The organism is Bradyrhizobium sp. USDA 4452 (assembly GCF_054063575.1).
Window position 1 is genome coordinate 687,251 of the sequence record NZ_JBSSGK010000001.1, and the last position, 24,960, is coordinate 712,210.

Here is a 24,960-nt window from a genome sequence, read left to right on the forward strand (position 1 = left end):
TCCGGCCGATACTCTATGATTTCCTGGCTTCATAATATTCGGAGACGAGCCGATCGAGCAGCCGGACGCCGTAACCCGAGCCCCAGCTCTGATTGATCTCGGTCTTCGGCGCGCCCATCGCGGTGCCGGCGATATCGAGATGAGCCCAGGGCATGCCGTCGACGAAACGCTGCAGGAATTGCGCCGCCGTGATCGAGCCGCCATTGCGTCCGCCGGTGTTCTTCATGTCGGCGAATTGCGAGTCGATCTGCTTGTCGTATTCGGGACCGAGCGGCATGCGCCAGACTTTCTCACCGGTCTCCAGACCGACCTTGGTGAGGCGCTCGGCGAGCTCGTCATTGTTGGAGAACAGGCCGGCGTGATCGGTGCCGAGCGCGACCATGATCGCGCCGGTCAGCGTTGCGAGATCGACCATGAATTTCGGCTTGCACTTCTTGGCGACGTACCAGAGCACGTCGGCGAGCACGAGGCGCCCCTCGGCGTCGGTGTTGATGATCTCGATGGTCTGGCCGGACATCGAGGTGACGATGTCGCCCGGACGCTGCGCGTTGCCGTCGGGCATGTTCTCGACGAGCCCGATGGCGCCGACCACGTTGACGCGGGCCTTGCGCGCCGCCAGCGCGTGCATCAGCCCGACCACACAGGCCGCACCGCCCATGTCACCCTTCATATCCTCCATGCCGCCGGCCGACTTGATCGAGATGCCGCCGGTGTCGAAACAGACGCCCTTGCCGACGAATGCGACCGGCGCCTCGCTCTTCTTGCCGCCGTTCCAGCGCATGATCACGGTGCGGCTGGGCCGGCCCGAGCCTTGCCCGACGCCGAGCAGCGCGCCCATGCCGAGCTTGGTCATCGCCTTGACGTCGAGCACCTCGACGGTGACGCCGAGCTTGCGCAGCTGGCTGGCGCGGCGCGCGAACTCCTCGGGGTACAGCACGTTCGGCGGCTCGTTGACGAGCTCACGCGCGAGGTTCACGCCATCGACGATGGACGATTCGGGCGCAAACGCCTTCCTGGCAGACGCGACGTCGTCGACCGCGATCGAGACATCGGCCTGCACGGTGCCGTCCTCGCCGTCCTTCTTCTTGGTCTTGTAGCGGTCGAACTTGTAGGCGCGCAGCCGGATACCGGTGGCGATCGCGGCCGCCTGGTCAGCTGTCATCGCCGCATCGGGCAGTTCGGCGATGATGGTCATCGCGCCGCTGCCGGCGTTCAACTTGCCGGCCGCCACGCCGCCGAATTTGAGCAAATCCTTCTCCTTCAGCTCGGCCGCCTTGCCGGTGCCGATCACGATCAGCCGGTCGACCTTGATTCCCTCTGGCGCCAGGATATCCAGGGCCGCCCCGCTCTTGCCCTTGAACTGGTTGGCTGCCGCGGCGCGCTTGACCGTCTCGGCGGCAGCTCCCAGCGCCTTCCGGGTGGCGGTTCCCAGCTTCAATTGCTCATCGCAGAAGGCAACCAGAATGCCGCGGGCAGGCGCGGAGAACGGGACAAAGCCGACCTTGACGGCGTCGGACATAGGAAAATCCTCCAAAACTCAGGGTGTTGCTCGGGCCTGAGGCGGCCCTTCCGGCACGCGGGGGTGAGCATTGCGATGGCGGTCCGGGGCGACCCGGACCAAGCTTCTGATATATTATGACCCGCGGGCTGCGCCGCTGCCAAGCACCGGAGTGGCCGGAAGGCCACAAAAGCGATTAATTAACCATAAATTAAGCGCGCCTTGGCCCGGCCATTTTGTTGACGGATCAAAGGGATGGTAGTGAGATTGTGAACAGAGAGTGAGCCGGACGAGTCCGCGGCTCGACCATAGGGGAACCCGGGTTGACGGGATTGGTCGAAAGCCGTGCGTCTGGTTGCGTGAAGGGGGTCTCGGGGGTCGTGCGGTAGCGATGGGGTCGATCGACAAGTACATCTTCAAAACGACGCTGGCGTCGTTTGCGCTTGTCCTGGTCAGCCTTACCGGCGTGATCTGGATTACGCAGGCGTTGCGCGGCATCGACCTGATGACCAGCCAGGGTCAGACCATCCTCACCTTCCTCGGCATCACCGGCCTCGTGATCCCGGCTTTGGTCCTGATCATCGCCCCGATCGCGCTGATGATCGCGATCTCGCACACGCTGAACAAGCTCGCGACCGACTCCGAAATCATCGTGATGAACGCGGCGGGCTTCTCGCCGTTCCGGCTGTTCCGACCGTTCTTCTTCGCCACCTGCGTGGTGGCGGCGCTGGTCGCCTTCATCGGCGCCTATCTCGCCCCCGACGGCATGCGCCGGATCAAGCAGTGGGACGCCGAGATCACCGCCGACGTGCTGACCAACATCCTGCAGCCCGGCCGCTTCGCCCAGCTCGATCAGAACCTGACGATCCGGATCCGCGAGCGCCTGCCCGGCGGCGTGCTCGGCGGCGTTTTCGTCGACGATCGCCGCGATCCGCAGCAGCGCGTCACCATCGTCGCCGACCACGGCACCGTGCTGAAGAACGAGAGCGGTTCATACCTCGTGCTCGAGGACGGCAATCTCGAGCGATTCGAGGTCGGCAAGCGCGACCCGACGCTGGTGGTGTTTCAGCGCTACGCCTTCGACATGTCGAAATTCTCGCAGGGCCGCGACGTCACGCTCGGCATTCGCGAGCGCTACCTCTGGGAATTGATGTGGCCGGACGAGAACGACCAGACCTATCAGCAGCTGGCGGGCCAGTTCTTCGCCGAGCTGCATGATCGCTTCATGGCACCGATCTATCCGTTCGCGTTCGCAGCCCTCACCTTCGCCTTCCTCGGCGCGCCGCGCACCACGCGGCAAAGCCGCAATTTCTCGATCGGTGGCTCGGTGTTTGCGGTGTTCGGCCTGCGCATGGTCGGATTCGCCTGCTCGGTCATGGCGGTGAAGACGCCGCTGGCGGCGCTGGTGCAATACCTGATGCTGTTCGCCGGCATCGGCGTCGGGATCTGGATGATCGTCGGCGGCGTGGTCGTCGAACCGCCGCCGGCGCTGATGGAAGCGATCAACCGGAACAACGAGCGCATTGCGCGCCTCTTCCGGAGGCCTGCCACCGCATGAGCATGGTCACAAATACGCTCGGGCGTTATTTCGCCGGCCGCTTCGTCGTCGCGGCGGTGGGCGTGTTCGCGGGCATCTTCGTGCTGCTCGTGCTGGTCGACTACATCGAGATGGTGCGCAAGACCTCGAGTCTGGTCGGGGCCTCCGCGATCACGGTCGCGGAAACCTCGCTGTTCCGCGTGCCGCAGCTGCTCGAGAAGCTGATGCCGTTCTGCGTGCTGATCGGGGCGATGACTTGTTATCTCGCGCTGTCGCGGCGGCTGGAGCTCGTCGTCGCACGCGCTGCCGGCGTCTCGGCCTGGCAATTTATCTCGCCGGCGCTGGCCAGTGCGATCGTGCTCGGCATCTTCGCGACCACCGCCTACAATCCGGTGTCGGCCAATCTGCGCGAACTCTCCAAGCGGATGGAGGCCGAGCTGTTCGGCTCGGCGCCCGGCGGCGGCATCCAGGACGCGTCCGGCTTCTGGCTCAACCAGATCAACGACGAAGGCCAGGCGATCATCAATGCGGCGCGCAGCGAGCAGCAGGGCATCCGGCTGACCGGCCTCACGGTGTTTCGATTCGATACGGCGCTGCAGTTCAAGGAGCGAATCGAAGCGCGCGAAGCGACGCTCGAAGAAGGCCGCTGGGCGTTCACCGGAGTACGCCGATACACCCTCGACAAGGCTCCGGTGGATCAGGACACCTTCTACCTGACGACCACCCTCACCCCGGCGCAGGTGCGCAACAGCTTCTCCACCCCCGAAACTGTGTCCTTTTGGCAACTGCCGAACTACATCCGTTCGTCGGAGAGTTCAGGGTTCGCGACGGCTGGCTATCGCTTGCAGTATCACAAGCTCATCGCACAGCCGTTTTTGCTGGCTGCGATGGTGATGTTGGCGGCTTCTGTGAGCCTCCGCTTCTTTCGGATGGGCGGCGTGCAGAAGATGGTTTTGAGTGGCGTGGGCGCAGGCTTTCTGCTCTACGTGCTGTCGAAAGTAACTGAAGATTTGAGCAAGGCTGAGTTGATGCATCCCATCGCTGCGGCGTGGTTGCCTGTCGTTGTGGGTAGCCTCACCGGTTTCTTGGCCTTGTTGTACCAGGAGGACGGGTAGTGGCTACTGTCGCCGCCCGCCAGTTGAGGTCGCCTGCATTCGGGCGGCGCAGTGTACTGCGCCGTCAACGGAGCTGCTTGGCCCCGTTTGGCGTTTCGATCTCTGCTCTCGTTGCCGCGTTCGTCGTGGTCAGCGCGCTCGATGTCGTCGCATCGACGCCGGCTGCCGCGCAGGCATTCACCTACAATCCGCGTCCGCCGAAGCCGGTCCGCCCGCCGGCCAAGAATGACGGGCAGATGCTCGTTCAGGCGACCGAGGTCGATTACGACTACAACAACAGCCGCATCTCGGCCGTCGGCAACGTCCAGATGTTCTACAACGGCACCAGCGTCGAGGCCGACAAGGTCATCTACGACCAGAAGACCAAGCGTCTTCATGCCGAAGGCAACATCCGCATGACCGATGCGGAAGGCAAGATCACCTACGCCAACATCATGGATCTCAGCGACGACTACCGCGACGGGTTCGTCGATTCGCTGCGCGTCGATACTGAAGACCAGACCCGCATGGCGGCGACCCGCGCCGATCGGTCCAGCGGCAATTACACGGTGTTCGACAACGGCGTTTATACCGCCTGCGCACCCTGCAAGGACGATCCGAAGAAGCCGCCGCTCTGGCAGGTCAAGGGCGCGCGCATCATCCATGACCAGACCGAGAAGATGCTCTATTTCGAGAACGCCCAACTCGAATTCTTCGGCGTTCCGACGGCATATCTGCCCTACTTCTCGACGCCCGATCCGACCGTGAAGCGCAAGAGCGGCTTCCTGATGCCGGGATTCACCACTTACACGGCGTTCGGCTACGGCGTCGAAATCCCCTATTATTGGGCGATCGCGCCTGACATGGACGCGACGTTCAGCCCGCGCGTCACCACGAAGCAGGGCGTGCTGCTGCAGACCGAATTCCGCCAGCGCTTCGCGGACGGCTCATATCAGTTCCGGCTTTACGGCATCGACCAGACCGATCCGCACGCCTTTGCCGGACAGCCGGGCGATCGCCAGTTCCGCTGGGGCGTTGACACCAAGGGTCAGTTCGCACTGAATGACAAATGGGTCTGGGGCTGGGACGGCGTCGTGCTGTCCGACTACTTCTTCATGTCCGACTACCGGCTCGCCCAGTACAAGGACCCGTTCGGCTCGTTCCTGTCGCTGCCGACGGAAGCGATCTCGCAGCTTTATCTGACCGGTGTCGGCAACCGCAGCTTCTTCGACGCGCGCGCGATCTACTATCTCAGCTACTCGGGCAACCAGAACCAGGTCCCGGTGGTCGCCCCTGTCATCGACTACAACAACGTGATCAACAACAACATCCTGGGCGGCGAGTTCAGCTACAAGATGAACTTCGTCAACCTGACCCGCGAAACCGCGGTGTTCGACCCGATCACGGCGCAGGCCGCCAACCCTCTCAATCCGTTGTGCACGACCACGTCCGCCGATCCGATGGCGCGCACGCCGTCGCAGTGCCTGCTGCGCGGCATGCCGGGCACCTACACCCGCCTGACCGCCGAGGCACAGTGGCGCAAGTCCTACACCGACCCACTCGGCGAGATCTGGACGCCGTTCGCCAGCGTCCGCGCCGATGCCATCAACGCCGACATCTCGAACCAGCCGGGCGTTTCCAACTTCCTGCCGGTCGGCGACACCCAGACGGTGCGCCTGATGCCGACCGTCGGCTTCGAATACCGCTACCCCTTCATCAACGTGCAACCGTGGGGCACGACCACCGTCGAGCCGATCGCGCAGGTCATCATCCGGCCCAACGAACCCAATGCCGGCAAGCTTCCGAACGAGGATGCGCAGAGCCTGGTGTTCGACACCAGCAACCTGTTCGCGGTCGACAAGTTTTCCGGCTACGACCGCGTCGAGGGCGGCAGCCGCGCCAATGTCGGCGTGCAGGCCACCACGCAGTTCGACCAGGGCGGCAGCATCAAGGGGATGTTCGGACAGTCCTACCAGATGTTCGGGTTGAACTCGTTCGCGGTCGCCGACGTCACCAATACCGGCATCGACTCCGGTTTGCAGAACCCGCGCTCGGATTACGTCGCGAGCCTCGCCTATTCGCCAAACCGCACCTACACCTTCAGCGTCCGCTCGCGGATGGATGAGGCGACCTGGAACATCAACCGATTCGAGGCCACGGCGAGCGCGAATTTCGACCGCTGGTCGATCGCCGTGACCTACGGCGATTACGCAGCTCAGCCGGAACTCGGCTACCTGACCCGCCGCGAGGGCATCCTCACCAGCGGATCGGTCAAGGTGGCGTCGAACTGGGTGGTTCAGGGTGCGGCGCGCTGGGACCTTGAAGCGAACAAGATCAACCAGTATGCCGTCGGCGCGGGCTACGTGGACGACTGCTTCGTGCTGGCAGCCAACTACATCACGTCCTACACCTATCAGGCCGGTTCGCAGCCGCCCGTCCTCAGCCACGCGTTCATGTTCCAGATCGGGCTGCGGACGATCGCCCAGACCTCCACGACCAGCAGTTCGGCTGGCGTGCAGTAACGAGCGGGGGCTTGTATTGCCCGTGGGCCTGCGGCCCCGGTTTGAATGGTTTAAACGGCTGACATGACAACTATGACGACCGCTAGCCTGCCAACGCGCCGCTATCAGCTGGTGTTGAGCTCCCTGCTGGCTCTTTTCCTCCTCCTGGGGGGCGGTGCACGGCTGCATGCCCAGACCATCGCCGTGATGGTCAATGGCGAACCCATCACCAATTTCGACATCGAGCAGCGCGCCAAGCTGAACGCCCTGACCGGCGGCAAGAATCCCGATCGGAAGGCCATCCTCGACGAGCTGATCGACGAGAAGCTGAAGATCAAGGAAGCCAAGAAATTCGGCGTCGATCCCACCGCCAACGATATCGAACAGTCCTATGGCGGCATGGCCCAACGGATGCGGCTGAACAACGACCAGCTGACCAAGGTCCTCGAGAGCAAGGGCATCCGCCCCGATACGCTCAAGCAGCGCATCAGGGCCGACATGGTCTGGACCAGCCTGGTCCGCGGCCGCTTCAAGGAAAGCCTGCAGGTCGGCGAGAAGGACGTCGACACCGCGGTCAAGGGGACCGGCGAGGCCCCCGACGCCGAAGCGTTCGAATACCGGATGCAGCCGATCGTTCTGATCGTTCCCCGCGGCTCTCCGCAATCCGAATTCGAGAGCCGTCGCAAGGAAGCCGACACCCTGCGCGAGCGCGTGACCTCCTGCGAGGAGGCCAACACCTTCTTCAAGTCGATGCGCAACGCCGCGATCCGCGAGATCGTCGTCAAGACGTCGGCGGACCTGCCGCAGTCGCTGCGCGACATCCTGGACAAGACCCCGGTCGGCCACCTCACCCCTCCCGAACTCACCAAGCAGGGCATCGAGATGGTTGCCCTCTGCGGCCGTAAGGCAACCACCGTGGACACGCCGAAGAAGCGTGAGATGCGGGACAAGATGTACGTGCAGAAGTACGAGGCGAAGTCGAAGGCCTACCTGCAGGAAGTCCGGAAAGCCGCGATGATCGAATATCCAGGCGGGCGATGATCGACTATCGTTGACGCATGGCTCAACCTCTCGCACTGACATGCGGCGAGCCCGCAGGCATCGGCCCCGACATCACGCTCGCCGCCTGGCTGCGCCGCCGCGAACTCGATCTTCCGCCGTTCTATCTGCTCGGTGACCGCGCGGCGCTCGCCGAGCGCGCCAGGATGCTCGGGCTTGCCGTTGAGTTTGCCGAGGTCATCGCCGAGGAGGCATTTGCAGCATTTGAACGGGCGCTGCCCGTCGTTGCGACCGGCAAGGTAGCGACGGCACGACCGGGCAAGCCCGACGAGACCAGCGCGGATGCCGCGCTGGTATCGATCCGTCAGGCCGTCGCCGATGTCGCCTCGGGCAAGGCCAGCGCCGTCGTCACCAATCCGATCGCCAAGAACGTGCTGTACCGCGCCGGCTTCCGCCATCCCGGCCATACCGAATTCCTCGCCGAGCTTGCCGGTCGCGGCGGGCCCGCGCCGCAGCCGGTAATGATGCTGTGGTCGCCGGCGCTCGCCGTCGTGCCGGTGACGATCCATGTGTCGGTCCGCGAGGCGCTGGCGCAATTGTCGACCGACCTGATCGTCTCGACCGCACGGATCGTGGTCGCCGACATGAAGGCGCGGTTCGGCCTCGCCTCGCCCCGGCTTGCCGTCGCCGGCCTCAACCCGCATGCCGGCGAAGACGGCACGCTCGGCATGGAAGACGTCGAGATCGTCGCGCCCGCGGTCGAGATCCTGCGCCGCGACGGCATTGCCGCCCGAGGCCCGCTGCCGGCCGACACCATGTTCCATGCAGCCGCGCGCAAGACCTATGACTGCGCGCTCTGCATGTATCACGACCAGGCGCTGATCCCGATCAAGACCGTCGCGTTCGAGGACGCCGTCAACGTCACGCTGGGCCTGCCCTTCATCCGGACGTCGCCCGATCACGGCACCGCATTCGATATCGCCGGCACCGGCAAGGCCAATCCCTCGAGCCTGATCGCCGCCCTCCGGCTCGCCGCGCGCATGGCCGCGGCATCAAGCTAGGTGAGCGCGATCGACGATCTGCCGCCGCTGCGCGACATCATTCGCGAGCATTCGCTGTCGGCGCGCAAATCGCTCGGCCAGAACTTTCTGCTCGATCTCAATCTCACCGCACGCATTGCCCGCGCCGCGGGCCCGCTGGAAGACTCCACCGTGATCGAGGTCGGGCCCGGCCCCGGCGGACTGACGCGCGCGCTGCTTGCGATGGGCGCCAGGCGCGTCATCGCCATCGAGCGCGACGAGCGCGCGATCGATGCACTCGACTACATCGTCAAGCGCTATCCCGGCCGCATCGAGATCGTGCATGGCGACGCGCAGCACTTTGACCCACGTCCCTTGCTTGATGGGACTAAGGCCAAGATCGTCGCCAACCTGCCCTACAACATCGCAACCCAGCTGCTCGTCGACTGGCTGTCGATCGAGCCATGGCCGCCCTGGTACGACACCATGGTGTTGATGTTTCAGCGCGAGGTCGCCGAGCGCATCGTCGCCCATGAGGACGAGGAAGCCTATGGCCGGCTCGCGGTGCTCGCCAACTGGCGCGCCGAGACCAAGATCTTGTTCGACATTTCGCCGGCGGCCTTCGTGCCGCAGCCGAAGGTGACGTCCTCGGTGGTCCGATTGATACCGCGCGCCGCGCCGGAGCCGTGCGACCGCCGCATGCTCGAGCAGGTCGCCGCTGCCGCCTTCGGCCAGCGCCGCAAGATGCTGCGCCAGAGCCTGAAATCACTGTCGGTCGATCCGGCGCGGCTTGCCGCCGCAGCGCAGATCGACGCGACGCGGCGCGCCGAAACCATTCCGGTCGCGGGCTTTGTTGCCATGGCCAGGGAATTGGCCGATATACGGTCCACAAAATAGAACATCAGGAGAAAACGTAATGGCGCGAATGGTTCGCCAATCCCTCGTCAAATTCGATGCACCGCTGTGCGAAACCATCGTCGACACGCCCAAACCGCAGGGACGCGAAGTGCTGGTGCGCATCGAACGCTGCGGCCTCTGCCATTCCGATCTCCACATCCAGGACGGTTACGCCGATCTCGGCGGCGGCAAGAAGCTCGACACCACCCGCGGCATGACGCTGCCCTTTACGCTCGGCCATGAGATCGCGGGCGTCGTCGACGAGGTCGGCCCCGATGCGCCGAAGGATCTGATCGGAACGAAGAAGGCGGTCTTCCCCTGGATCGGCTGCGGCCAGTGCCGCGACTGTCTCGCCGGCGACGAGAATCTCTGCGTCAAGCAGCGCTTCCTCGGCGTCTCCATTGACGGCGGCTTCGCCACCCACGTGCTGGTGCCCGACGCGAAATACCTGCTCGATTACGATCCGCTGCCGGTCAATCAGGCCGCCACGCTGATGTGCTCCGGCGTCACCGCTTACGGCGCGCTGAAGCGCCTGGTCGATCGTCCGCGTCAGCGCAATCTGCTGCTGATCGGCCTCGGCGGCGTCGGCATGATGGGCCTGTCGTTCGCACAGGCGATGTTCAAGCAGCCGATCACCGTTGTCGATCTCAGCCCGGCGGCGCGCGAGACCGCGCTGAAGAACGGCGCGGCCGCGGCCTACGATCCCGCGGAGCCCGACGTCGTCAAGCGCATGCTGAAGGAGAGCGACGGCGGCTTCGACGGCGTCGTCGACTTTGCCGGCAACGAGAAGTCGATGGCGTTTGCGGTATCGACGGTCGCGCGCGGCGGCAAGATCGTGGTGTCGGGCCTGATGGGCGGCAACTTCTCGCTGCCGATGGTGCAGTGGGTCTACAAGCGCATGACCATCGAAGGCTTCATGGTGGGCACGCTGGCCGAAGGCCAGGAGCTGATGGCGCTCGCCCGCGCCGGCAAGATCAAGCCGACGCCGATGAAGGAAGAGCCGATGGCCGACGTCCAGAAATGGATCGACGAGCTGCGCGCCGGCAAGGTCGTGGGACGTATCGTCCTTAAGAACTAAGGCACGGATCCGGGAAGGTGCGCAGCGGTTTGCCTGCGACAAACACGAAGCGCTTCCACGAAGATCATGTTCAGACAAGACGTCGCGCCGGCGTTGCCATCGCCGGCGGGACGCAACGGTCTTGCTGCAGTAACGCCAGTTCTGGCCCGTCGGAACCTGACAGCCGACCGGGCAATCATTCAGCTCGCGTCCCAGCCTCCAGCGCGCCGCAATTGCGGTACGCCGCGAGCCTCAATTAAGCCCCACCCGTTCCGGATTTGCGGCGCATTGCGACCCAACTCTTTACCGAGATTGGCGTCACCAGCGTTTTGCGTAAAAAAGAATACCGGGGACGCGTATGTCAAATCGTTCAGCGAAATTCGCGGCCGCGCTTGCCGCCAGCATGTTGGCCGGCGCCTTCAGCGCCATGGCCCAGAACGCCGCCGATACGGCGAGCACCAATACTGCGAATGCCAAGACGGCTGACAAAACGGCTGACACCTGTCAGTCCGCGCCGAAGGGAACCGCACCTGCGGGAAGCCACTGGTTCTATCACCTCGACCGCAGCACCCAAAAGAAGTGCTGGTATCTCGGTGACGCCAAGACCAAGACCATCGCCAGGACCGAGGCCAAGACCACGACAGCGCAGCAGCAGCCTGCGGCCGCGCCCGACACGGCGACGGCCGACGCAACCCCGCCACAGGGCCAACCGGCGCCCCAGCCGGCCATGCGCAAGTCCGTCGCCGATGCCCATGCCGAATGGCCCTCACCGCAGGCCGTGGCCGCGCCGGTCGCCCCTGCCGGTCAAGCCGGCGGTGCGGCAGCGACGACCGATCCGGCGGCGTCAGGCACGAACGCCCAGGCGTCCGATGTGAACGCCAGATGGCTGGATGCGTCGAGTATGGCCGGGACCAACGGAACCCGTCACACCGCGGACCAGCCGACCGTGCTCGCGCAGGCCGATACGACGGCGCAACAGGCGGCCGCGCCGGCACAGGCCACCGCCCCCGCGACAGCGGAGGCGTCCCCCGACAAGTCTTCATCCTCGACCCAGATGCTGCTGATCGTGATGGTCGGCGCGCTGGCACTGGCCGGCCTGGTCAGCGCGCTGGTGTTCCGGCTGACCCGCACCCGCACGCCGCCTTACGAGATCAGCGACGAATGGCGTGCGCCCTGGGATTCACTCCACACCGAGCCGGCGCCGCCGATGGCAGTCGTCAGCCGCGACCGTCCGCTGCGCCTGTCGGAGGCCGCGCCGCGCCGGTCAGAGACACCGGTTCCGCGCCGCGCCGAGACGCCGGCTGCTCGCCGCGAGACGACGGCGCGCGAGCCGGATCAAACCGAGCAGGACAATAAGCAGATCGCCGCGATGCTGCAGCGGCTGGCGCGCAGCGCGGCGAATTAGAGGGCACTCGGGAAAGCAGATGAGACATGATGCGATCCCCGGATCGCATCATGGTTCCGAAGCGTTACTTCTCGAGCTGACGCTGCAGGCCGCGCACGAACTCGGTGAGGCCGGTGCGGCGTTCTCGCTTGAGACGCTCGGCCTTCAGGATCGACTGTACCTCGGCAAAGGCGTCGTCGACGTTCTGGTTGACGACGATGTAGTCGTATTCCGCCCAGTGGCTCAGCTCATGGGTGGCGCGGTTCATCCGCCCGCGGATGACCTGTTCGGAATCCTGCGCACGGGTGTGAAGCCGCTTCTCGAGATCGGCGGCTGACGGCGGCAGGATGAAGACGCTGACCACGTCGGCGCGCGCCTTCTCGCGCAACTGCTGGGTGCCCTGCCAGTCGATGTCGAACAGCACGTCCTCGCCGGCCGCGAGCGCAGCCTCGACCGGCGCGCGCGGCGTGCCGTAGCGGTTGTCGAACACGGTGGCCCACTCCAGCAGCTCACCCTGGTTAGCCATCGCCTCGAACTTCGTCTTGTCGACAAAGAAGTAGTCGCGCCCCTCGACCTCGCCCGGCCGCTTCGGTCGCGTGGTCGCCGACACCGACATCCTCAGCCCCGGCATGCGGTCGATCAGCATGCGCGACAGCGTCGTCTTGCCGGCGCCCGAGGGCGACGACAGAACGAACATCAGTCCGCGCCGCTCAACGCCGTCAAAACCCTGCGCCGTCATCTCTCACTCCAGATTCTGGACCTGTTCGCGGAACTGCTCGACCACGTTCTTCATCTCAAGACCGGTATTGGTCAGCTCGACGTCGTTCGACTTCGAGCAGCAGGTGTTGACCTCGCGGTTGAACTCCTGGGCGAGGAAGTCGAGCCGGCGCCCGACCGGTCCGCCCTTGCCGATCATCTCGCGCGCCTGGCCGATGTGCGAGGCGATGCGGTCGAGCTCCTCGCGGATATCGGCCTTGGTGGCGATCAGGATCGCCTCCTGGCTCAGCCGGTCGGCATCGAAGCGATCGGAGGTCTCCAGCAATGCCGCGATCTGCTCGGCGAGCCGCGCCTTGATCGCCTCGGGCCTGCGGCCGGGAGCCGCCTCCGCGCGCTTGGCGAGCCGCTCGATCTCGTCCATCCGCTGCATCAGGATCTGGCCCAGCGCATCGCCCTCGCGGCGGCGCATCTCGACGAGGCTGCCGAGCGCCTGCTCGAACGCCTTCGCCGCCGCCTCGCGTGCCGCCTTGTCTTCGTCCTCATCGCTCGCAGGCTCGACCACCTCGACGACGCCCTTGATGCCGAGCAGTCCGTCGATGCTAGGCGCCACTGCGTCGATCCGCTGCGCGAGCTCACCCGCGACCTTCACGACCGCGGCGAGCACATCCTCATTGATCCGGATGGTCTGCGCCGCATCGGTGCGCTTGACGCTGAGATTGGCGTAGACCGTGCCGCGCGACAGCAACTCGCTGGCCCGCTTCTTGGCGAGGGCTTCCAGTTCGTCCCAGCCCTGCGGCAGCCGCAACCGCAGGTCAAAGCCCTTGGCGTTGACCGACTTCAGCTCCCACTCGAACGTATAGGGACCGCTCGCGCCATGGCTTCGGGCAAAGCCGGTCATGCTCGATAGCGCCATCGCGTGGACTCTCCAACAGAAGGATATGGGACTCACCCCGGAGACGACGAGACTCGTGGGCAGCCGGTGCGACCTTAAAACGGATTCCGTGAAAGTGGAATTACGTTCCACCCTCACAATGCAGAGCTACAGCATGATCCGGAAAAGTGTGAAGCGGATTTCCGAAAGACCATGCTCGAACAAGAAGCTAAGGCGCGATGATCGCATCGCGCTTTAGCGCTGCACGACGGGCGGCGAAGTGGTCTGCTGGGCTGCGCCCTGGCGACCGCTGCGCGGCGGCTTCTTCTGATTGGTGGGCTTCGGCGGCGTGGCCGCCGTGGGATTGGTGTCGGCGGCCCCCGGCGCCGCGGCGGCGGGCGCCGGATCATCCGCGGGTTCGACGGTGTCGTTCTGGATCTGCTTTTCCGATGCGCGCAGCTTGGCGACGTTCTTGGCGTGCTGGTCGTAGGTTTCGGTAAAGGCGTGGCCGCCGGTTCCGTCGGCAACGAAGAACAGGTCGCGCGTGCGCGCCGGATTGGCGGTCGCCTCCAGCGAAGCGCGGCCGGGATTGGCGATCGGCCCCGGCGGCAGCCCGTCGATGACATAGGTGTTGTAGGGCGACGGCTGCGTGATCTCGCTGCGCTTGATCGGACGCCCCAGCGTGCCCTTGCCGCCCACCAGGCCGTAGATGATGGTCGGGTCGGACTGCAGCTTCATCCTCTGCCGCAGGCGGTTGACGAACACCGCGGCAACGCGGCTGCGCTCGTCGGCGCGGCCGGTTTCCTTCTCGACGATCGAGGCCAGCGTCACCAGCTGGTCCGGCGATTTCAGCGGCAAGTCGGTGTTGCGGCGTTCCCAGATCTCGGCAAGCACACGCTTCTGCGCCTGCTGCAAGCGCTGGATCACCTGGTCGCGCGTGGTGCCGCGCGGGAATTTGTAGGTCTCCGGCAACAACGTGCCTTCGCGCGGAATCTCGCGCACCGAGCCGGTGAAGATGTCGTTGTCGGACAGCCGCGTCACGATCTGCTCCGAGGTCAGACCTTCCGGGATCGTGATGGCATGCTGCACCACCTTGCCGTCGACGATGGTCGCAATGACGTCGCGCAGGCTCGCGTTTTTCTGGAACGAATATTCGCCGGGCTTGAGGTCGGAGCTCGCCTTCAGCGCAAACACGCTGCCGATGAAGACCCACGGATTGACGTTGATCACGCCCTCGCGCGACAGCACGTCGGCGATGTCACGCTTGCCCGCGCGCGCGGGGATGTTGACGATCTTGTCCTCCTGCAGCGGCCCCGGCGATTCCAGCGTCTGCTTGCCGTAATAGTAGGTGGCACCGGCGCTGATCATCAGGATGATAAGGATGGTGAAGATGGCATTGCCGACGATCACGAAGGGATTGCGGGCACGATCCGAGCGCTTGGGCGGCGGCGGAACCTGTTCGGGCTCCAGCGCGGCACGTGGACTCCTTGGAGAAATGGGCGGCCTCTCACTCATCGATGCAAACCAATATCCTGCCGGTTGAATCGTGGCCGGACAAACCCCTGCCCTGCCAATAGCATACGCCCGCTATTAGGAGTCACCGCGGAATACGGCAAAACGGTGGACTAGTTCTAAAGTCCCGTTCCGATCGAATCGAACCGGGACTTTAGATTGTTTTTGACGCGTTTTCCTCGCGCGAACCGGTACCCACTTCGCTCGAAAACGCTCTAACGACCTACTAATTGGTCACGCGCTGCACGATCACGGAGGCGTTGGTGCCGCCGAAACCGAAGGAATTGGACAGCGCCACATTGACGTCACGCTTGCGCGACGTATGCGGCACAAGATCGATCGCCGTTTGCACCGACGGATTGTCGAGATTGATGGTTGGCGGCACCACATTATCGCGAATCGCCAGCACCGCGAAGATCGCCTCGATCGCACCGGCCGCGCCGAGCAGATGTCCGGTCGCGGACTTGGTCGACGACATCGAGACCTTCGAAGCCGCATTGCCGAGCAGACGCTCGACTGCGCCGAGCTCGATCTCGTCGCCGACCTGCGTCGAGGTGCCGTGCGCGTTGATGTAGTCGAGATCGGAGGCCGCCAGGCCGGCGCGCTTCAGCGCCATGCTCATGCTGCGGAAGCCGCCATTGCCGTCCGGCGGCGGCGATGTGATGTGGAAGGCATCGCCCGACAGGCCGTAGCCGGTGACCTCGGCGTAGATCTTCGCGCCACGGCGCTTGGCGTGCTCGTATTCCTCGAGCACGAGGACGCCGGCGCCCTCACCCATCACGAAGCCGTCGCGATCCTTGTCGTACGGCCGCGATGCCTTTTGCGGGGTGTCGTTGAAGCCGGTGGACAGTGCGCGCGCCGCGCAGAAGCCGGCGATGCCGATGCGCGAGATCGGCGATTCGGCGCCGCCCGCGACCATCACCTCGGCATCGCCGAGCGCGATCAGCCGGGCTGCGTCACCGACCGCATGCGCGCCGGTCGAGCACGCCGTGACGACCGCATGATTGGGGCCCTTGAGGCCGTGCTCGATCGAGACGTAGCCGGACGCCAGATTGATCAGGCGGCCCGGAATGAAGAAGGGAGAGATCCTGCGCGGTCCACGCTCCTTCAGCAGCACCGCGGTCTCGGCAATGCCGGTGAGGCCGCCAATGCCGGAGCCGATCATCGTGCCGGTGGCGAACTGGTCCTCATCGGATTTCGGATGCCAGTCGGCATCGTCGAGCGCCTGCTTGGCCGCGCACATCGCATAGAGGATGAAGTCGTCGACCTTGCGCTGGTCCTTCGGCTCCATCCACTGATCGGGATTGAAGGTGCCCCCAGAGCCGTCGCCACGCGGAATGTAGCAGGCGACCTGGCTCGGCAGGTCGGACACTTCGAAGGTGTCGATCTTCTTGCAGCCGCTGTCGCCGGCGAGGATGCGCGCCCAAGTCGCGTCAACGCCGCAGCCGAGCGGTGTAAGCATGCCCAGCCCCGTGACGACAACTCGTCTCATTTCCACGTCTCCGGCCAGCAATGCGCGGCTCATAATAAGAAGCCGGGGGACCGCTCGATCACGGTCCGTCCGGCCCCGGCAACTTCGCGATCGGCGTCAGCTCTTCGCGTTCTTCTCAAGAAACTTGGTCGCGTCGCCCACGGTCAGGATCGTCTCCGCCGCGTCGTCGGGAATCTCGCAACCGAATTCTTCTTCGAAAGCCATCACGAGCTCGACCGTGTCGAGGCTGTCGGCGCCGAGGTCATCGATGAAGCTCGCGCTATCGACCACCTTCTCGGGTTCGACACCAAGGTGCTCGACCACAATCTTCTTAACCCGCTCGCCAATCTCACTCATCGTTCAACCTCGTTGTTCCATTGGACCCGACCCCAAGACGATACGAGCCATCGTGGTCGTCTCGATTACTCAGTCGCGCATAGTCTTGATTCGGCCCGGTCGTAGCCGACTAAAGCCCCGGCGAACGGCAGGCGTCGCCACGCCAATATACAGGGTTTCAAAATCCTGCAATGGCGTTCTTTGCCCATCCATGGGGGGTTCAGCTATCATACTTCCCAAGCCTTGACTACACGCCTGAACCGGCTCCCGAAAACGGCTTTTCGCCGCATTGCGAGAACCGGCAACCAGCTCAAATCATAGCCATCCCGCCGTTGACGTGAATCGTCTGTCCGGTGACGTAGGCGGCCTCGTTCGAGGCCAGATAGACGGCTGCCGCAGCGATATCCTCGGGTGTTCCGAGCCGCGCCGCAGGAACCTTCGCCAGGATGGTTTCGCGCTGCTTGTCGTTGAGCGCATCGGTCATCGGCGTCTTGATGAAGCCCGGCGCGATGCAGTTCGCGGTCACGCCGCGCTTGGCGTATTCGGCGCCCAACGTCTTGATCAGGCCGATGATGCCGGCCTTCGACGCGGTGTAGTTGCCCTGCCCCGGATTGCCGGTGACGCCGACGATCGAGGTGATCGCGATGATGCGGCCGAAGCGCTTGCGCATCATCAATTTGGTCGCCGCGCGCGCGAGGCGGAACGTCGCGGTCAGGTTCACCGCAATCACGTCGTCCCAATCCTCGTCGCGCAATTGCACGAACAGATTGTCGCGGGTGATGCCGGCATTGGCGATCAGGATGTCGACCTGCCCCATCGCGGCCTCCGCCGCCGGCACCAGCGCCTCGACATCATCCTTGCTCGAGAGATTGCACGGCAGCACGTGAACGCGCTCGCCGAGCTTGGCCGCAAAGCCGTCCAACACCTCGCGCCGCGTCCCCGAAATCGCGACCGTCGCGCCCTGCGCATGCAGCGCCTGCGCGATCGCGCCGCCGATGCCGCCGGTTGCACCCGTCACGAGCGCCGTCTTGCCAGTCAGATCAAACATCGAATTCTCCTTCCGGCTGCTTCAGGCCGATGCTGCCAGCGCGTCCTTGGCCGCAGCGATATCGTTCGGGCCGCCGACCGACACGCCGACCGCACCATCTGCGATGCGCTTGACGAGGCCGCTCAGCACCTTGCCGGCGCCGATCTCGAAGAACCGCGTCACGCCCTGGCCTGCCATATAGGCAACCGACTCGCGCCAGCGAACGGTCCCGGTGACCTGCTCGACCAGGCGGCGGCGGATCTCATCAGGATCTGATATCGCGGAGGCCAGCACGTTGGAGACGAGCGGCGATGCCGGCGCCTTGATGGTCACGCCGGACAGCGCCTCCGCCATCGCATCGGCCGCCGGCTGCATCAGCTTGCAGTGGAACGGCGCCGACACCGGCAGCAGCATGGCGCGCTTTGCCCCCTTGGTCTTCGCGATCTCGACCGCGCGATCGACGGCCGCCTTGTCGCCGGAGACCACCACCTGACCGCCGCCATTGTCATTGGCGGCCTGGCAGACCTGGCCCTGCGCCGCCTCGTTGGCGACCGCGACCGCCGCCTCGTAATCGAGGCCGAGCAGCGCCGCCATCGCACCGGCGCCGACCGGCACCGCCTTCTGCATCGCCAGCCCGCGGGTGCGCAGCAGCCGCGCGGTGTCGCTGATGCTGAGGCTGCCGGCGGCGGCGAGCGCCGAATACTCGCCGAGCGAGTGCCCGGCCACGAAGGCAGCGTTCTGGCCGACCGAGAAGCCGGCCTCGCTCTCGAGCACGCGCAAGGTGGCGATCGACACTGCCATCAGCGCCGGCTGGGCATTTTCCGTCAGCTGCAACGTCTCGCCCGGACCGTCCCAGATGATCGCGGTCAGCTTCTCGCCGAGCGCGGAATCGACCTCGTCGAACACGGCTTTGGCGACCGGAAAGGCCTCGGCCAGGGCCTTGCCCATGCCAACCGCCTGCGAGCCCTGACCGGGAAATGTGAATGCTGCCGTCATCGGCGCTCCCTACCTTGTTGAGCGTGATCCCCGCGCAAGCGGCGCGCCTGCCCGCAGGGGAAAACGGTATCCCGTCGCGCGAAACGCGCCACAGCGGGTCCGGACCAATTCCCTGCAACCAAATCTTGCAACTGGCCCCGGACCGGGCCGTAAGACACTGATGGGGGGCGCGATGTCAAGCCGCGCGCGCGGAACCCTGGGGATGGCGGGGCCGGCCCGGCCTAGAATCCACCGGCATTCTGGTCGGCGTTAACCTCGGCGCCCGCCCTCGCCCGGCGCGCGCTGTTGACCAGTTGGCCCGGGAGGTCTTCCCGATTGGGCCTGGCGGTCGCCAGCCGCAGCACGGCGGCATAGCCGGGCTGGACTTCCATCCGGTCGGCATAGCGGCTTCCGCTCAGGATACGGTGGACGCGCGGCAGGTTGTAGCACGGCACGTAGAACAGCAGGTGATGCTCGAGGTGGTAGTTTACGTAGTACGGCGCGATGAACAGCCGCTCGAGCACATTGGCCCGCGTGGTGCGGGTGTTGCGCAAGGGATCGGCGCTGTCGGGCACGACGGCATGTTCGGCGATGTTGCGGATCCGCGTGATCACCATCATCCAGGTCAAGAGCGGCACCAGCCACAACAGCGGATAGGCCCACCACACGCCGGCGGCGGCAAGGCCTGCGAACAGCAACGCGTTGGTGACGCATTGCGGCCCGAGCTTCTGCCAGAAATTGGCGGCGCGCCGCGATAGCGGCCAGTCTTTCGGCCCGATCGCATTGAGCAGTTGCGCCTTGCGCTGCTGGTAGCCGGTCTGCCCGGTGATGTCGCGGAGGAATTTCCGGCGGTAGCTCATCTTCGTGATCGGAAACGGCGCCGACAGCACGAGGTCCGGATCATCCTGCTGCTGCGTCCTTGCATGGTGCTGCAGATGATAGCGGCGATAGCCGCGGGTTTCCGCGAAGATCGGATAGGCGCAAAACCACTGGCTCAGCGTCAGATTGGTGTTCTCGTTGGCGGAAAGACAGCCATGCGCACCGTCGTGCATCAGGATCGCAAGCCCGAGCTGGCGCGAGCCGATGATCGCGACCGCGAGCAGATAAGTCAGCGGATTGGGCCACCATGCGACCAGCGCGATCGCGCCCAGGATCAGCGCCCAGGCGTGCACGATCAGGGCTGCGCCCTTCCACGTCGTGCGTTGCCGGACGGCGACCAGTTCGTCCTCGGTGAGGAAATCGCGGGCACGCATGCGAAGCGCGGTCATGAGCTGGTCTCCCCGTCCGTTGCGGATGAATGATCGCGGTCGCCGACGACGCGCAGCCGCGATCCATCATTCATCGATGGCGATGTCGCCTGCTCGCCGAGCGCGCGCAGCAATTCGCGGCACATCTCCTCGGCGGCGCGCCCCATCGCAAAACCCTCGACGATCACGCCGATCGCAATCGCCCAGAACCGCCGCGAGCTCTCCTCGGGCGCGCGCAGCGAGCGCCAGCCGTGCCGCTCGACCTGGCCCGCATAGGCGCGCGCTCCCTCGCTGTGCAGACGTTCGATGGTGCGCTCGACCAAAGGCGCGAGGTCCTGCCGGCGCCGTGTCAGCGTCAAAGCCTCGGCGAAGAAGGCGACCGTGTCGGTCGCGGTCACGGTCTCGGTCAGGGCGCGGGTGTAATCGCGCGGCGTGTGGGCCTTCAGGGCGGCCTGCTCGGTCGCGCGCGCGAGGTAAAGCATGTCGCGGCTGGCGGCTTCGACGAACAGCGCTTCCTTGGTGCGGAAGTAATAGGTGATCTGGCTCGGGAAGGCGTCTGCCGCTGCGGCAATGTCGGAGATCGACGTGCCCGAGAGCCCGCGCTCCTTGAACAGGCGGCTGGCGGCATCGAGCAACAGCGAGCGCATCTTGCGTCCCGCCGACCGCGTCGCGCGGACCGCGTGCTTCGGATCGGGCGCGGGCATGCCGCTGGCGGTCTCCGAACCCATCGATCATCCTCCCGTGAGATATTTGTATGATATACAAACAAAGAAATCAACCGGAAACGGCCGAAATTTGCGCCGGACGGCCCGCGCGGCTACCACCTCTCGCAGATCAAGGCCGCGAACCCTCCGCGGACCCTTGCGTTCGCGGCCAAAATCCGTATAAGCGCGCCATTCGTGGGCTCCGGCCGGGAGCTGAACGGACGGTCTCAGCAGATTCACCCTTTCATTTTGATGTGGCGATTTTGATGTGGCAGGGCCAGTCGGCCCGTCGTCCCGTGCTCCCGCCTTCTGAGCAGCTCGAGTCCTTTCCGAAGGTCTCGAAGGGCTTGTCGCCGGAAACCGCGCCAACTTTAGGAAAGGACAACCATGCCTCTTTATGAGCATGTTTTTCTCGCGCGTCAGGATGCGAGCACCCAGCAGGTGGATGAACTGACGGCCCAGATGACGGGCATCGTCGAACAGGGCGGCGGCAAGGTCACCAAGACCGAGAGCTGGGGCGTGCGCTCCCTCACCTACCGCATGAACAAGAACCGCAAGGCGCATTTCGTGCTGATGAACATCGACGCACCGTCGGCTGTCGTCACCGAGATCGAGCGCCAGGAGCGGATCAGCGAAGACGTCATCCGTTATCTCACCGTGCGCGTCGAAGAGCACGAGGAAGGCCCGTCCGCGATGATGCGCAAGGCCGACCGTGACCGCGAGCGCGATGACCGTGGCGGCGGCTTCCGTGGCGACCGCGAAGGCGGTTTCCGTGGTGACCGTGAAGGTGGTGGTTTCCGTGGCGACCGTGGTCCGCGCCGTCCGCGCGACGAAGAAGCTGCGACCGAGGAGTAATGAATCATGGCTGATGCTGGTGCCCGCCGTCCGTTTTTCCGTCGTCGCAAGTCCTGCCCGTTCACGGGCGCGAATGCGCCGAAGATCGACTACAAGGATTCCAAGCTGCTGATGCGTTACGTCTCCGAGCGCGGCAAGATCGTGCCGAGCCGCATCACGGCCGTGTCCGCCAAGAAGCAGCGTGAGCTCGCCCGCGCCATCAAGCGCGCGCGCTTCCTCGGCCTGCTGCCTTACGTTATTCGCTGACCGTTTCCGGCCGGCGGCGCCTGCCGCCGGCCGCTCATCTCATAAGGCTTCCGGGTCGTCCGGTCGCCGATGGTTGGGGTTCTCGAAGCAGAACCCCTAACCGCTCAAAGGGGGCGGGACAGCTGATGATCACGATACTCATTGTTGCACTTGTCGCCGGCGCCGCGTCGGCGTTGATGTTCGCCTCGATCGTTTCGGGCGCGGCGGTCTCGATATTGCTGTTCTATCTAGCGCCGCTGCCTCTGATGGTGACGGCGCTCGGCTGGGGCCCGCTCGCCGCCGCCATCGGCGGTATCGCTGCGGCGTCCGTGCTCGGCGTGCTGTTCGGACTTCCCTATTGCATCGCGTTTGCCATGATGGTCGCCCTGCCCGGCTGGTGGCTCGGCCATCTCGCTCTGCTCGGACGGCCGATCGCGGGCGCAGCCGCCGATAGCGCTGCCCAGCAGGCGCCTGCGCTCGAGTGGTATCCCGTCGGCCGTATCCTGCTCTGGATCGCGGCCTTCGCCATTGTCACCACGACCGCCGCGCTGCTGACGCTTGGCATGGATACCGACACGATCACCGGCACGTTGCGACGCGGCCTGCTCAAGATGCTCAGCGCCGGCGAAGGTCAAGCCGGCAGTGACATCGAACGGGTCGTCGACGCGTTGGTGATCTTTGCGCCGCTCGCGGCAACGGTCATCGCGATGGTCACGCTGACGCTCAACCTGTGGCTCGCCGGCAAGATCACGCAAACCTCCGGGCGGCTGAACCGGCCGTGGCCGGAGCTCCGCGGCACCGCGCTCCCCGCCATGACGCTGGTCGCGTTGCTGGTGGCGATCGCCGTCAGCTTCGTCGGCGGCATGCTTGCGCTGCTGGCGCAGATCGTCACCGCGGCGCTCGTGATCGCCTATGCGCTCGTCGGCTTCGCCGTGCTGCACACCCTGACGCTGTCGCTCGCCAATCGCGGCTTCTGGCTCGGCGGCATCTATGCCGTCGTCGTCATGTTCGGCTGGCCGATCGTCGCGATCTTCGCGCTCGGCATTGCCGACGCCGTGTTCGGACTGCGCCAGCGCTACCTGCAAACCAGGCCACCGCCTTTGCCCGCGGCCTGACATTCGATCCAACCACGTAACCCCAATACTTAGCCTCTAAAGGAGAACGAAAATGGAAGTCATTCTGCTGGAACGCGTTGCCAAGCTTGGTCAGATGGGCGAGGTCGTGCGCGTCAAGGACGGGTTCGCCCGCAACTTCTTGCTGAAGCGCGGCAAGGCGCTGCGCGCCACCGAGGCGAACCGCGCCAAGTATGACGGCATGAAGGCCGAGCTCGAGGCCAACAACATCAAGGCCAAGGGCGAAGCCGCCAAGGTCGCCGAGAAGATCGACGGCCGCGACATCGTCATCATCCGCCAAGCCTCCGAATCGGGCCAGCTGTTCGGCTCGGTCACGGTGCGTGACATCGTCGCCGCGTTGGCTGCCGACGGCGTGCAGGTTGCCCGTCCGCAGGTCTGGCTCGACTCGCCGATCAAGGTGATCGGCCAGCAGAAGGTCACGATCGCGGTTCACCCCGAGGTCGAGACCAGCGTCACCGTGACGGTCGCCCGCTCCGCCGAAGAGGCCGAGCGGATCAAGCGCGGCGAGGACATCTCGACCCGCCAGGAAGACCAGGACGCTGCCGCCGAGGCGCTCGCCGCCGCCGGCGAATTCTTCGATCCGGAAGCCCAGCACGACGACGAGGCTGCGCCGGCTCCGGCTGCCGAAGAGAAGTAAGCGTCTCTTCATCGCTCCACCGACGAGAGCATCGGTTCTGAACCGATGCTCTCGATTCTGGTTTTGACGCGTTTTCTTCACGCGAACCGGTATCCACTTCGCTCGAAAACGTTACGAAGCCCGGCCCCATCAGGCCGGGCTTTGGATTCGCGCCGCCGCCTCATCGTCGAGCATCGCGATCGACGCCAGTGCGGTCGCGGTGTGCTTCTCCTTGCCGTCGATGATGCAGAACACGTCGGCCGCAACGACCGCGACCTGACGTCCCGGTTTGATCACTCGCGCGCGACAGATCAGGCGGTCGCCAGACGCCGGCGACAGCAAGTTCAGCTTGTACTCGGCCGTCAGCGCCGGCTGGCCACGCGACGTCGCCGCCGCGATCGTGGTGGCGTTGTCGACCAAGAACGCCGTCACCCCGCCGTGAAACAGGCCGTGCTGCTGCAGCAACTCAGGCCGGCGGTCGACCGCGAGCGTGCACGCACCGCGCGACAGTTCGGCCACTTCAGCGCCGACAAGACCCATGAAGCCCTGACGGCCGACATTGTCGCGAATCCGCGTGGCGATGGGCGCAAAGTCCGGATCGGCCTGGTTCATGACGTCCCTCCCGCTCGCTCCGGCGCACCCGGCGCCACCACCGCGCGGATCGCGCAGGCGATCAGCGTCTCGACCTGTTCGCGCGGGTCGCCATGATGCCGACCCGACAGATAGGCGCGGCAGAAGATCTGCGCCGGCCCGATGATCTGGCTGAAGAACAGCACAGCGCTCATCGGCAGCAACTCGCCACGCGCGAGCAGCGGCGCGCGCCAGCGCTCGATGCCGTCAGTAAGCCGGGAGTTCTCGGTGCGCTGTGCGCCGCGCACCTCCTCGCTCCACTCGCTGCGCGAGATCTCGAACAGGAAGCGGGCCTCGCGCCTGTTGGTCACGACCCAATCGAGGTGGGCCCGGATCAGCCGCGCAACACCCTCGCCGGCGCCGTGCGTGTCGTCGACCGCGGTGATGATCGCGGCGTGATAGGCCTGCAGGATCTCCAGGAACAGGGTTCCGGCGAGCTCCTTCTTCGAGCTGAAGAAATGGAAGAAGCTGCCGTTGGACGCGCGCGCGCGGGAGCGGATCTCGGCGACCGTCGCTCCCTCGAACCCGTCGCGGTCGAACACCGCCAATCCCGCCGCCAATAGATCTTTGCGCGCCGTACTCAACCACCGCTCCGTTCACCATTAGATCAATACTCTAGAGCTATACTCTAGCGGCAGTCAAATGATAATGCCGG

General features: G+C 65.1%; 24 protein-coding genes. 12 read left to right on the forward strand and 12 right to left on the reverse strand.

Annotated features, from left to right (window positions below; all coding sequences use genetic code 11):
- Positions 1–13 precede the first annotated feature (13 nt).
- A complete protein-coding gene (locus ACVISU_RS03565) occupies positions 14–1,519 on the reverse strand; it encodes a leucyl aminopeptidase (RefSeq protein ID WP_456706020.1) in 1,506 nt (501 codons plus the stop codon).
- 370 nt (positions 1,520–1,889) lie between these two features.
- Between ACVISU_RS03565 and lptF the strand changes: the two genes are divergently transcribed.
- The 8 genes from lptF to ACVISU_RS03605 all read left to right on the forward strand — a co-directional run bounded on the left by lptF (position 1,890) and on the right by ACVISU_RS03605 (position 12,007).
- Complete coding sequence (gene lptF, locus ACVISU_RS03570; RefSeq protein ID WP_050406430.1) at positions 1,890–3,056, forward strand: LPS export ABC transporter permease LptF; 1,167 nt, start codon at positions 1,890–1,892, stop codon at positions 3,054–3,056.
- Positions 3,053–4,150, forward strand: a complete 1,098-nt coding sequence (gene lptG, locus ACVISU_RS03575) for an LPS export ABC transporter permease LptG (protein ID WP_050406431.1) — start codon at positions 3,053–3,055, stop codon at positions 4,148–4,150. Before lptF ends, lptG begins: the two co-directional genes overlap by 4 nt.
- On the forward strand, positions 4,150–6,651 hold the full coding sequence (locus ACVISU_RS03580; RefSeq protein WP_456706021.1) for an LPS-assembly protein LptD: 2,502 nt from the start codon (positions 4,150–4,152) through the stop codon (positions 6,649–6,651). The genes lptG and ACVISU_RS03580 overlap by 1 nt, the downstream gene beginning before the upstream one ends.
- A 72-nt stretch (positions 6,652–6,723) precedes the next feature.
- On the forward strand, positions 6,724–7,671 hold the full coding sequence (locus ACVISU_RS03585) for a SurA N-terminal domain-containing protein (protein ID WP_456706022.1): 948 nt from the start codon (positions 6,724–6,726) through the stop codon (positions 7,669–7,671).
- A 17-nt stretch (positions 7,672–7,688) separates the two neighbouring features.
- Positions 7,689–8,690 carry a 4-hydroxythreonine-4-phosphate dehydrogenase PdxA gene (gene pdxA, locus ACVISU_RS03590; RefSeq protein WP_456706023.1) on the forward strand — a complete coding sequence of 334 codons (1,002 nt, stop codon included), beginning with the start codon at positions 7,689–7,691 and terminating at the stop codon, positions 8,688–8,690.
- A complete protein-coding gene (rsmA, locus tag ACVISU_RS03595) occupies positions 8,691–9,545 on the forward strand; it encodes a 16S rRNA (adenine(1518)-N(6)/adenine(1519)-N(6))-dimethyltransferase RsmA (protein WP_456706024.1) in 855 nt (284 codons plus the stop codon).
- Positions 9,546–9,564: 19 nt separating this feature from the next.
- Positions 9,565–10,623, forward strand: a complete 1,059-nt coding sequence (locus ACVISU_RS03600; RefSeq protein WP_456706025.1) for an alcohol dehydrogenase — start codon at positions 9,565–9,567, stop codon at positions 10,621–10,623.
- A gap of 337 nt (positions 10,624–10,960) precedes the next feature.
- Complete coding sequence (locus tag ACVISU_RS03605; protein ID WP_456706026.1) at positions 10,961–12,007, forward strand: hypothetical protein; 1,047 nt, start codon at positions 10,961–10,963, stop codon at positions 12,005–12,007.
- Positions 12,008–12,071: 64 nt separating this feature from the next.
- Here ACVISU_RS03605 and gmk read toward each other — a convergent pair whose 3' ends face one another.
- The 9 genes from gmk to ACVISU_RS03650 all read right to left on the reverse strand — a co-directional run bounded on the left by gmk (position 12,072) and on the right by ACVISU_RS03650 (position 20,870).
- Positions 12,072–12,725: a guanylate kinase gene (gene gmk, locus ACVISU_RS03610; protein WP_456706027.1), complete on the reverse strand. Its 654-nt coding sequence runs from the start codon at positions 12,723–12,725 to the stop codon at positions 12,072–12,074.
- A 3-nt stretch (positions 12,726–12,728) separates the two neighbouring features.
- Positions 12,729–13,616, reverse strand: a complete 888-nt coding sequence (locus ACVISU_RS03615) for a YicC/YloC family endoribonuclease (protein WP_050406436.1) — start codon at positions 13,614–13,616, stop codon at positions 12,729–12,731.
- 213 nt (positions 13,617–13,829) lie between these two features.
- Positions 13,830–15,089 carry an endolytic transglycosylase MltG gene (gene mltG / locus ACVISU_RS03620; protein WP_456706028.1) on the reverse strand — a complete coding sequence of 420 codons (1,260 nt, stop codon included), beginning with the start codon at positions 15,087–15,089 and terminating at the stop codon, positions 13,830–13,832.
- Between the two features lie 223 nt (positions 15,090–15,312).
- Positions 15,313–16,578 (reverse strand): beta-ketoacyl-ACP synthase II, encoded by a 1,266-nt coding sequence (fabF, locus tag ACVISU_RS03625; protein ID WP_050406438.1) that lies wholly within the window; start codon positions 16,576–16,578, stop codon positions 15,313–15,315.
- Between the two features lie 96 nt (positions 16,579–16,674).
- Entirely contained in the window at positions 16,675–16,914 is a 240-nt protein-coding gene (locus tag ACVISU_RS03630; RefSeq protein WP_002716125.1) for an acyl carrier protein, read from the reverse strand.
- Positions 16,915–17,203: 289 nt separating this feature from the next.
- On the reverse strand, positions 17,204–17,941 hold the full coding sequence (gene fabG / locus ACVISU_RS03635) for a 3-oxoacyl-[acyl-carrier-protein] reductase (protein ID WP_024581467.1): 738 nt from the start codon (positions 17,939–17,941) through the stop codon (positions 17,204–17,206).
- Between the two features lie 21 nt (positions 17,942–17,962).
- A complete protein-coding gene (gene fabD, locus ACVISU_RS03640) occupies positions 17,963–18,916 on the reverse strand; it encodes an ACP S-malonyltransferase (protein WP_050406439.1) in 954 nt (317 codons plus the stop codon).
- 221 nt (positions 18,917–19,137) lie between these two features.
- Positions 19,138–20,163 carry a fatty acid desaturase family protein gene (locus ACVISU_RS03645; protein ID WP_456706029.1) on the reverse strand — a complete coding sequence of 342 codons (1,026 nt, stop codon included), beginning with the start codon at positions 20,161–20,163 and terminating at the stop codon, positions 19,138–19,140.
- Positions 20,160–20,870, reverse strand: coding sequence for a TetR/AcrR family transcriptional regulator C-terminal domain-containing protein (locus ACVISU_RS03650; protein WP_456706030.1), 711 nt, complete (start codon positions 20,868–20,870; stop codon positions 20,160–20,162). The genes ACVISU_RS03645 and ACVISU_RS03650 overlap by 4 nt, the downstream gene beginning before the upstream one ends.
- 363 nt (positions 20,871–21,233) lie before the next feature.
- Here ACVISU_RS03650 and rpsF point away from each other — a divergent pair, with 363 nt between their 5' ends.
- The 4 genes from rpsF (at position 21,234) to rplI (ending at position 23,696) form a co-directional block, all read left to right on the forward strand.
- Positions 21,234–21,701, forward strand: a complete 468-nt coding sequence (gene rpsF, locus ACVISU_RS03655) for a 30S ribosomal protein S6 (protein WP_050406442.1) — start codon at positions 21,234–21,236, stop codon at positions 21,699–21,701.
- A 6-nt stretch (positions 21,702–21,707) separates the two neighbouring features.
- Complete coding sequence (rpsR, locus tag ACVISU_RS03660) at positions 21,708–21,947, forward strand: 30S ribosomal protein S18 (RefSeq protein WP_016844287.1); 240 nt, start codon at positions 21,708–21,710, stop codon at positions 21,945–21,947.
- Positions 21,948–22,072: 125 nt separating this feature from the next.
- Positions 22,073–23,041: a hypothetical protein gene (locus tag ACVISU_RS03665; protein WP_456706031.1), complete on the forward strand. Its 969-nt coding sequence runs from the start codon at positions 22,073–22,075 to the stop codon at positions 23,039–23,041.
- Between the two features lie 52 nt (positions 23,042–23,093).
- Complete coding sequence (gene rplI, locus ACVISU_RS03670; RefSeq protein WP_050406443.1) at positions 23,094–23,696, forward strand: 50S ribosomal protein L9; 603 nt, start codon at positions 23,094–23,096, stop codon at positions 23,694–23,696.
- A 129-nt stretch (positions 23,697–23,825) separates the two neighbouring features.
- Here rplI and ACVISU_RS03675 read toward each other — a convergent pair whose 3' ends face one another.
- Together ACVISU_RS03675 and ACVISU_RS03680 are read right to left on the reverse strand one after the other, a co-directional pair.
- Positions 23,826–24,287: a PaaI family thioesterase gene (locus ACVISU_RS03675; RefSeq protein WP_050406444.1), complete on the reverse strand. Its 462-nt coding sequence runs from the start codon at positions 24,285–24,287 to the stop codon at positions 23,826–23,828.
- Positions 24,284–24,889, reverse strand: a complete 606-nt coding sequence (locus ACVISU_RS03680) for a TetR/AcrR family transcriptional regulator (protein ID WP_456706032.1) — start codon at positions 24,887–24,889, stop codon at positions 24,284–24,286. Before ACVISU_RS03680 ends, ACVISU_RS03675 begins: the two co-directional genes overlap by 4 nt.
- Positions 24,890–24,960: the final 71 nt, after the last annotated feature.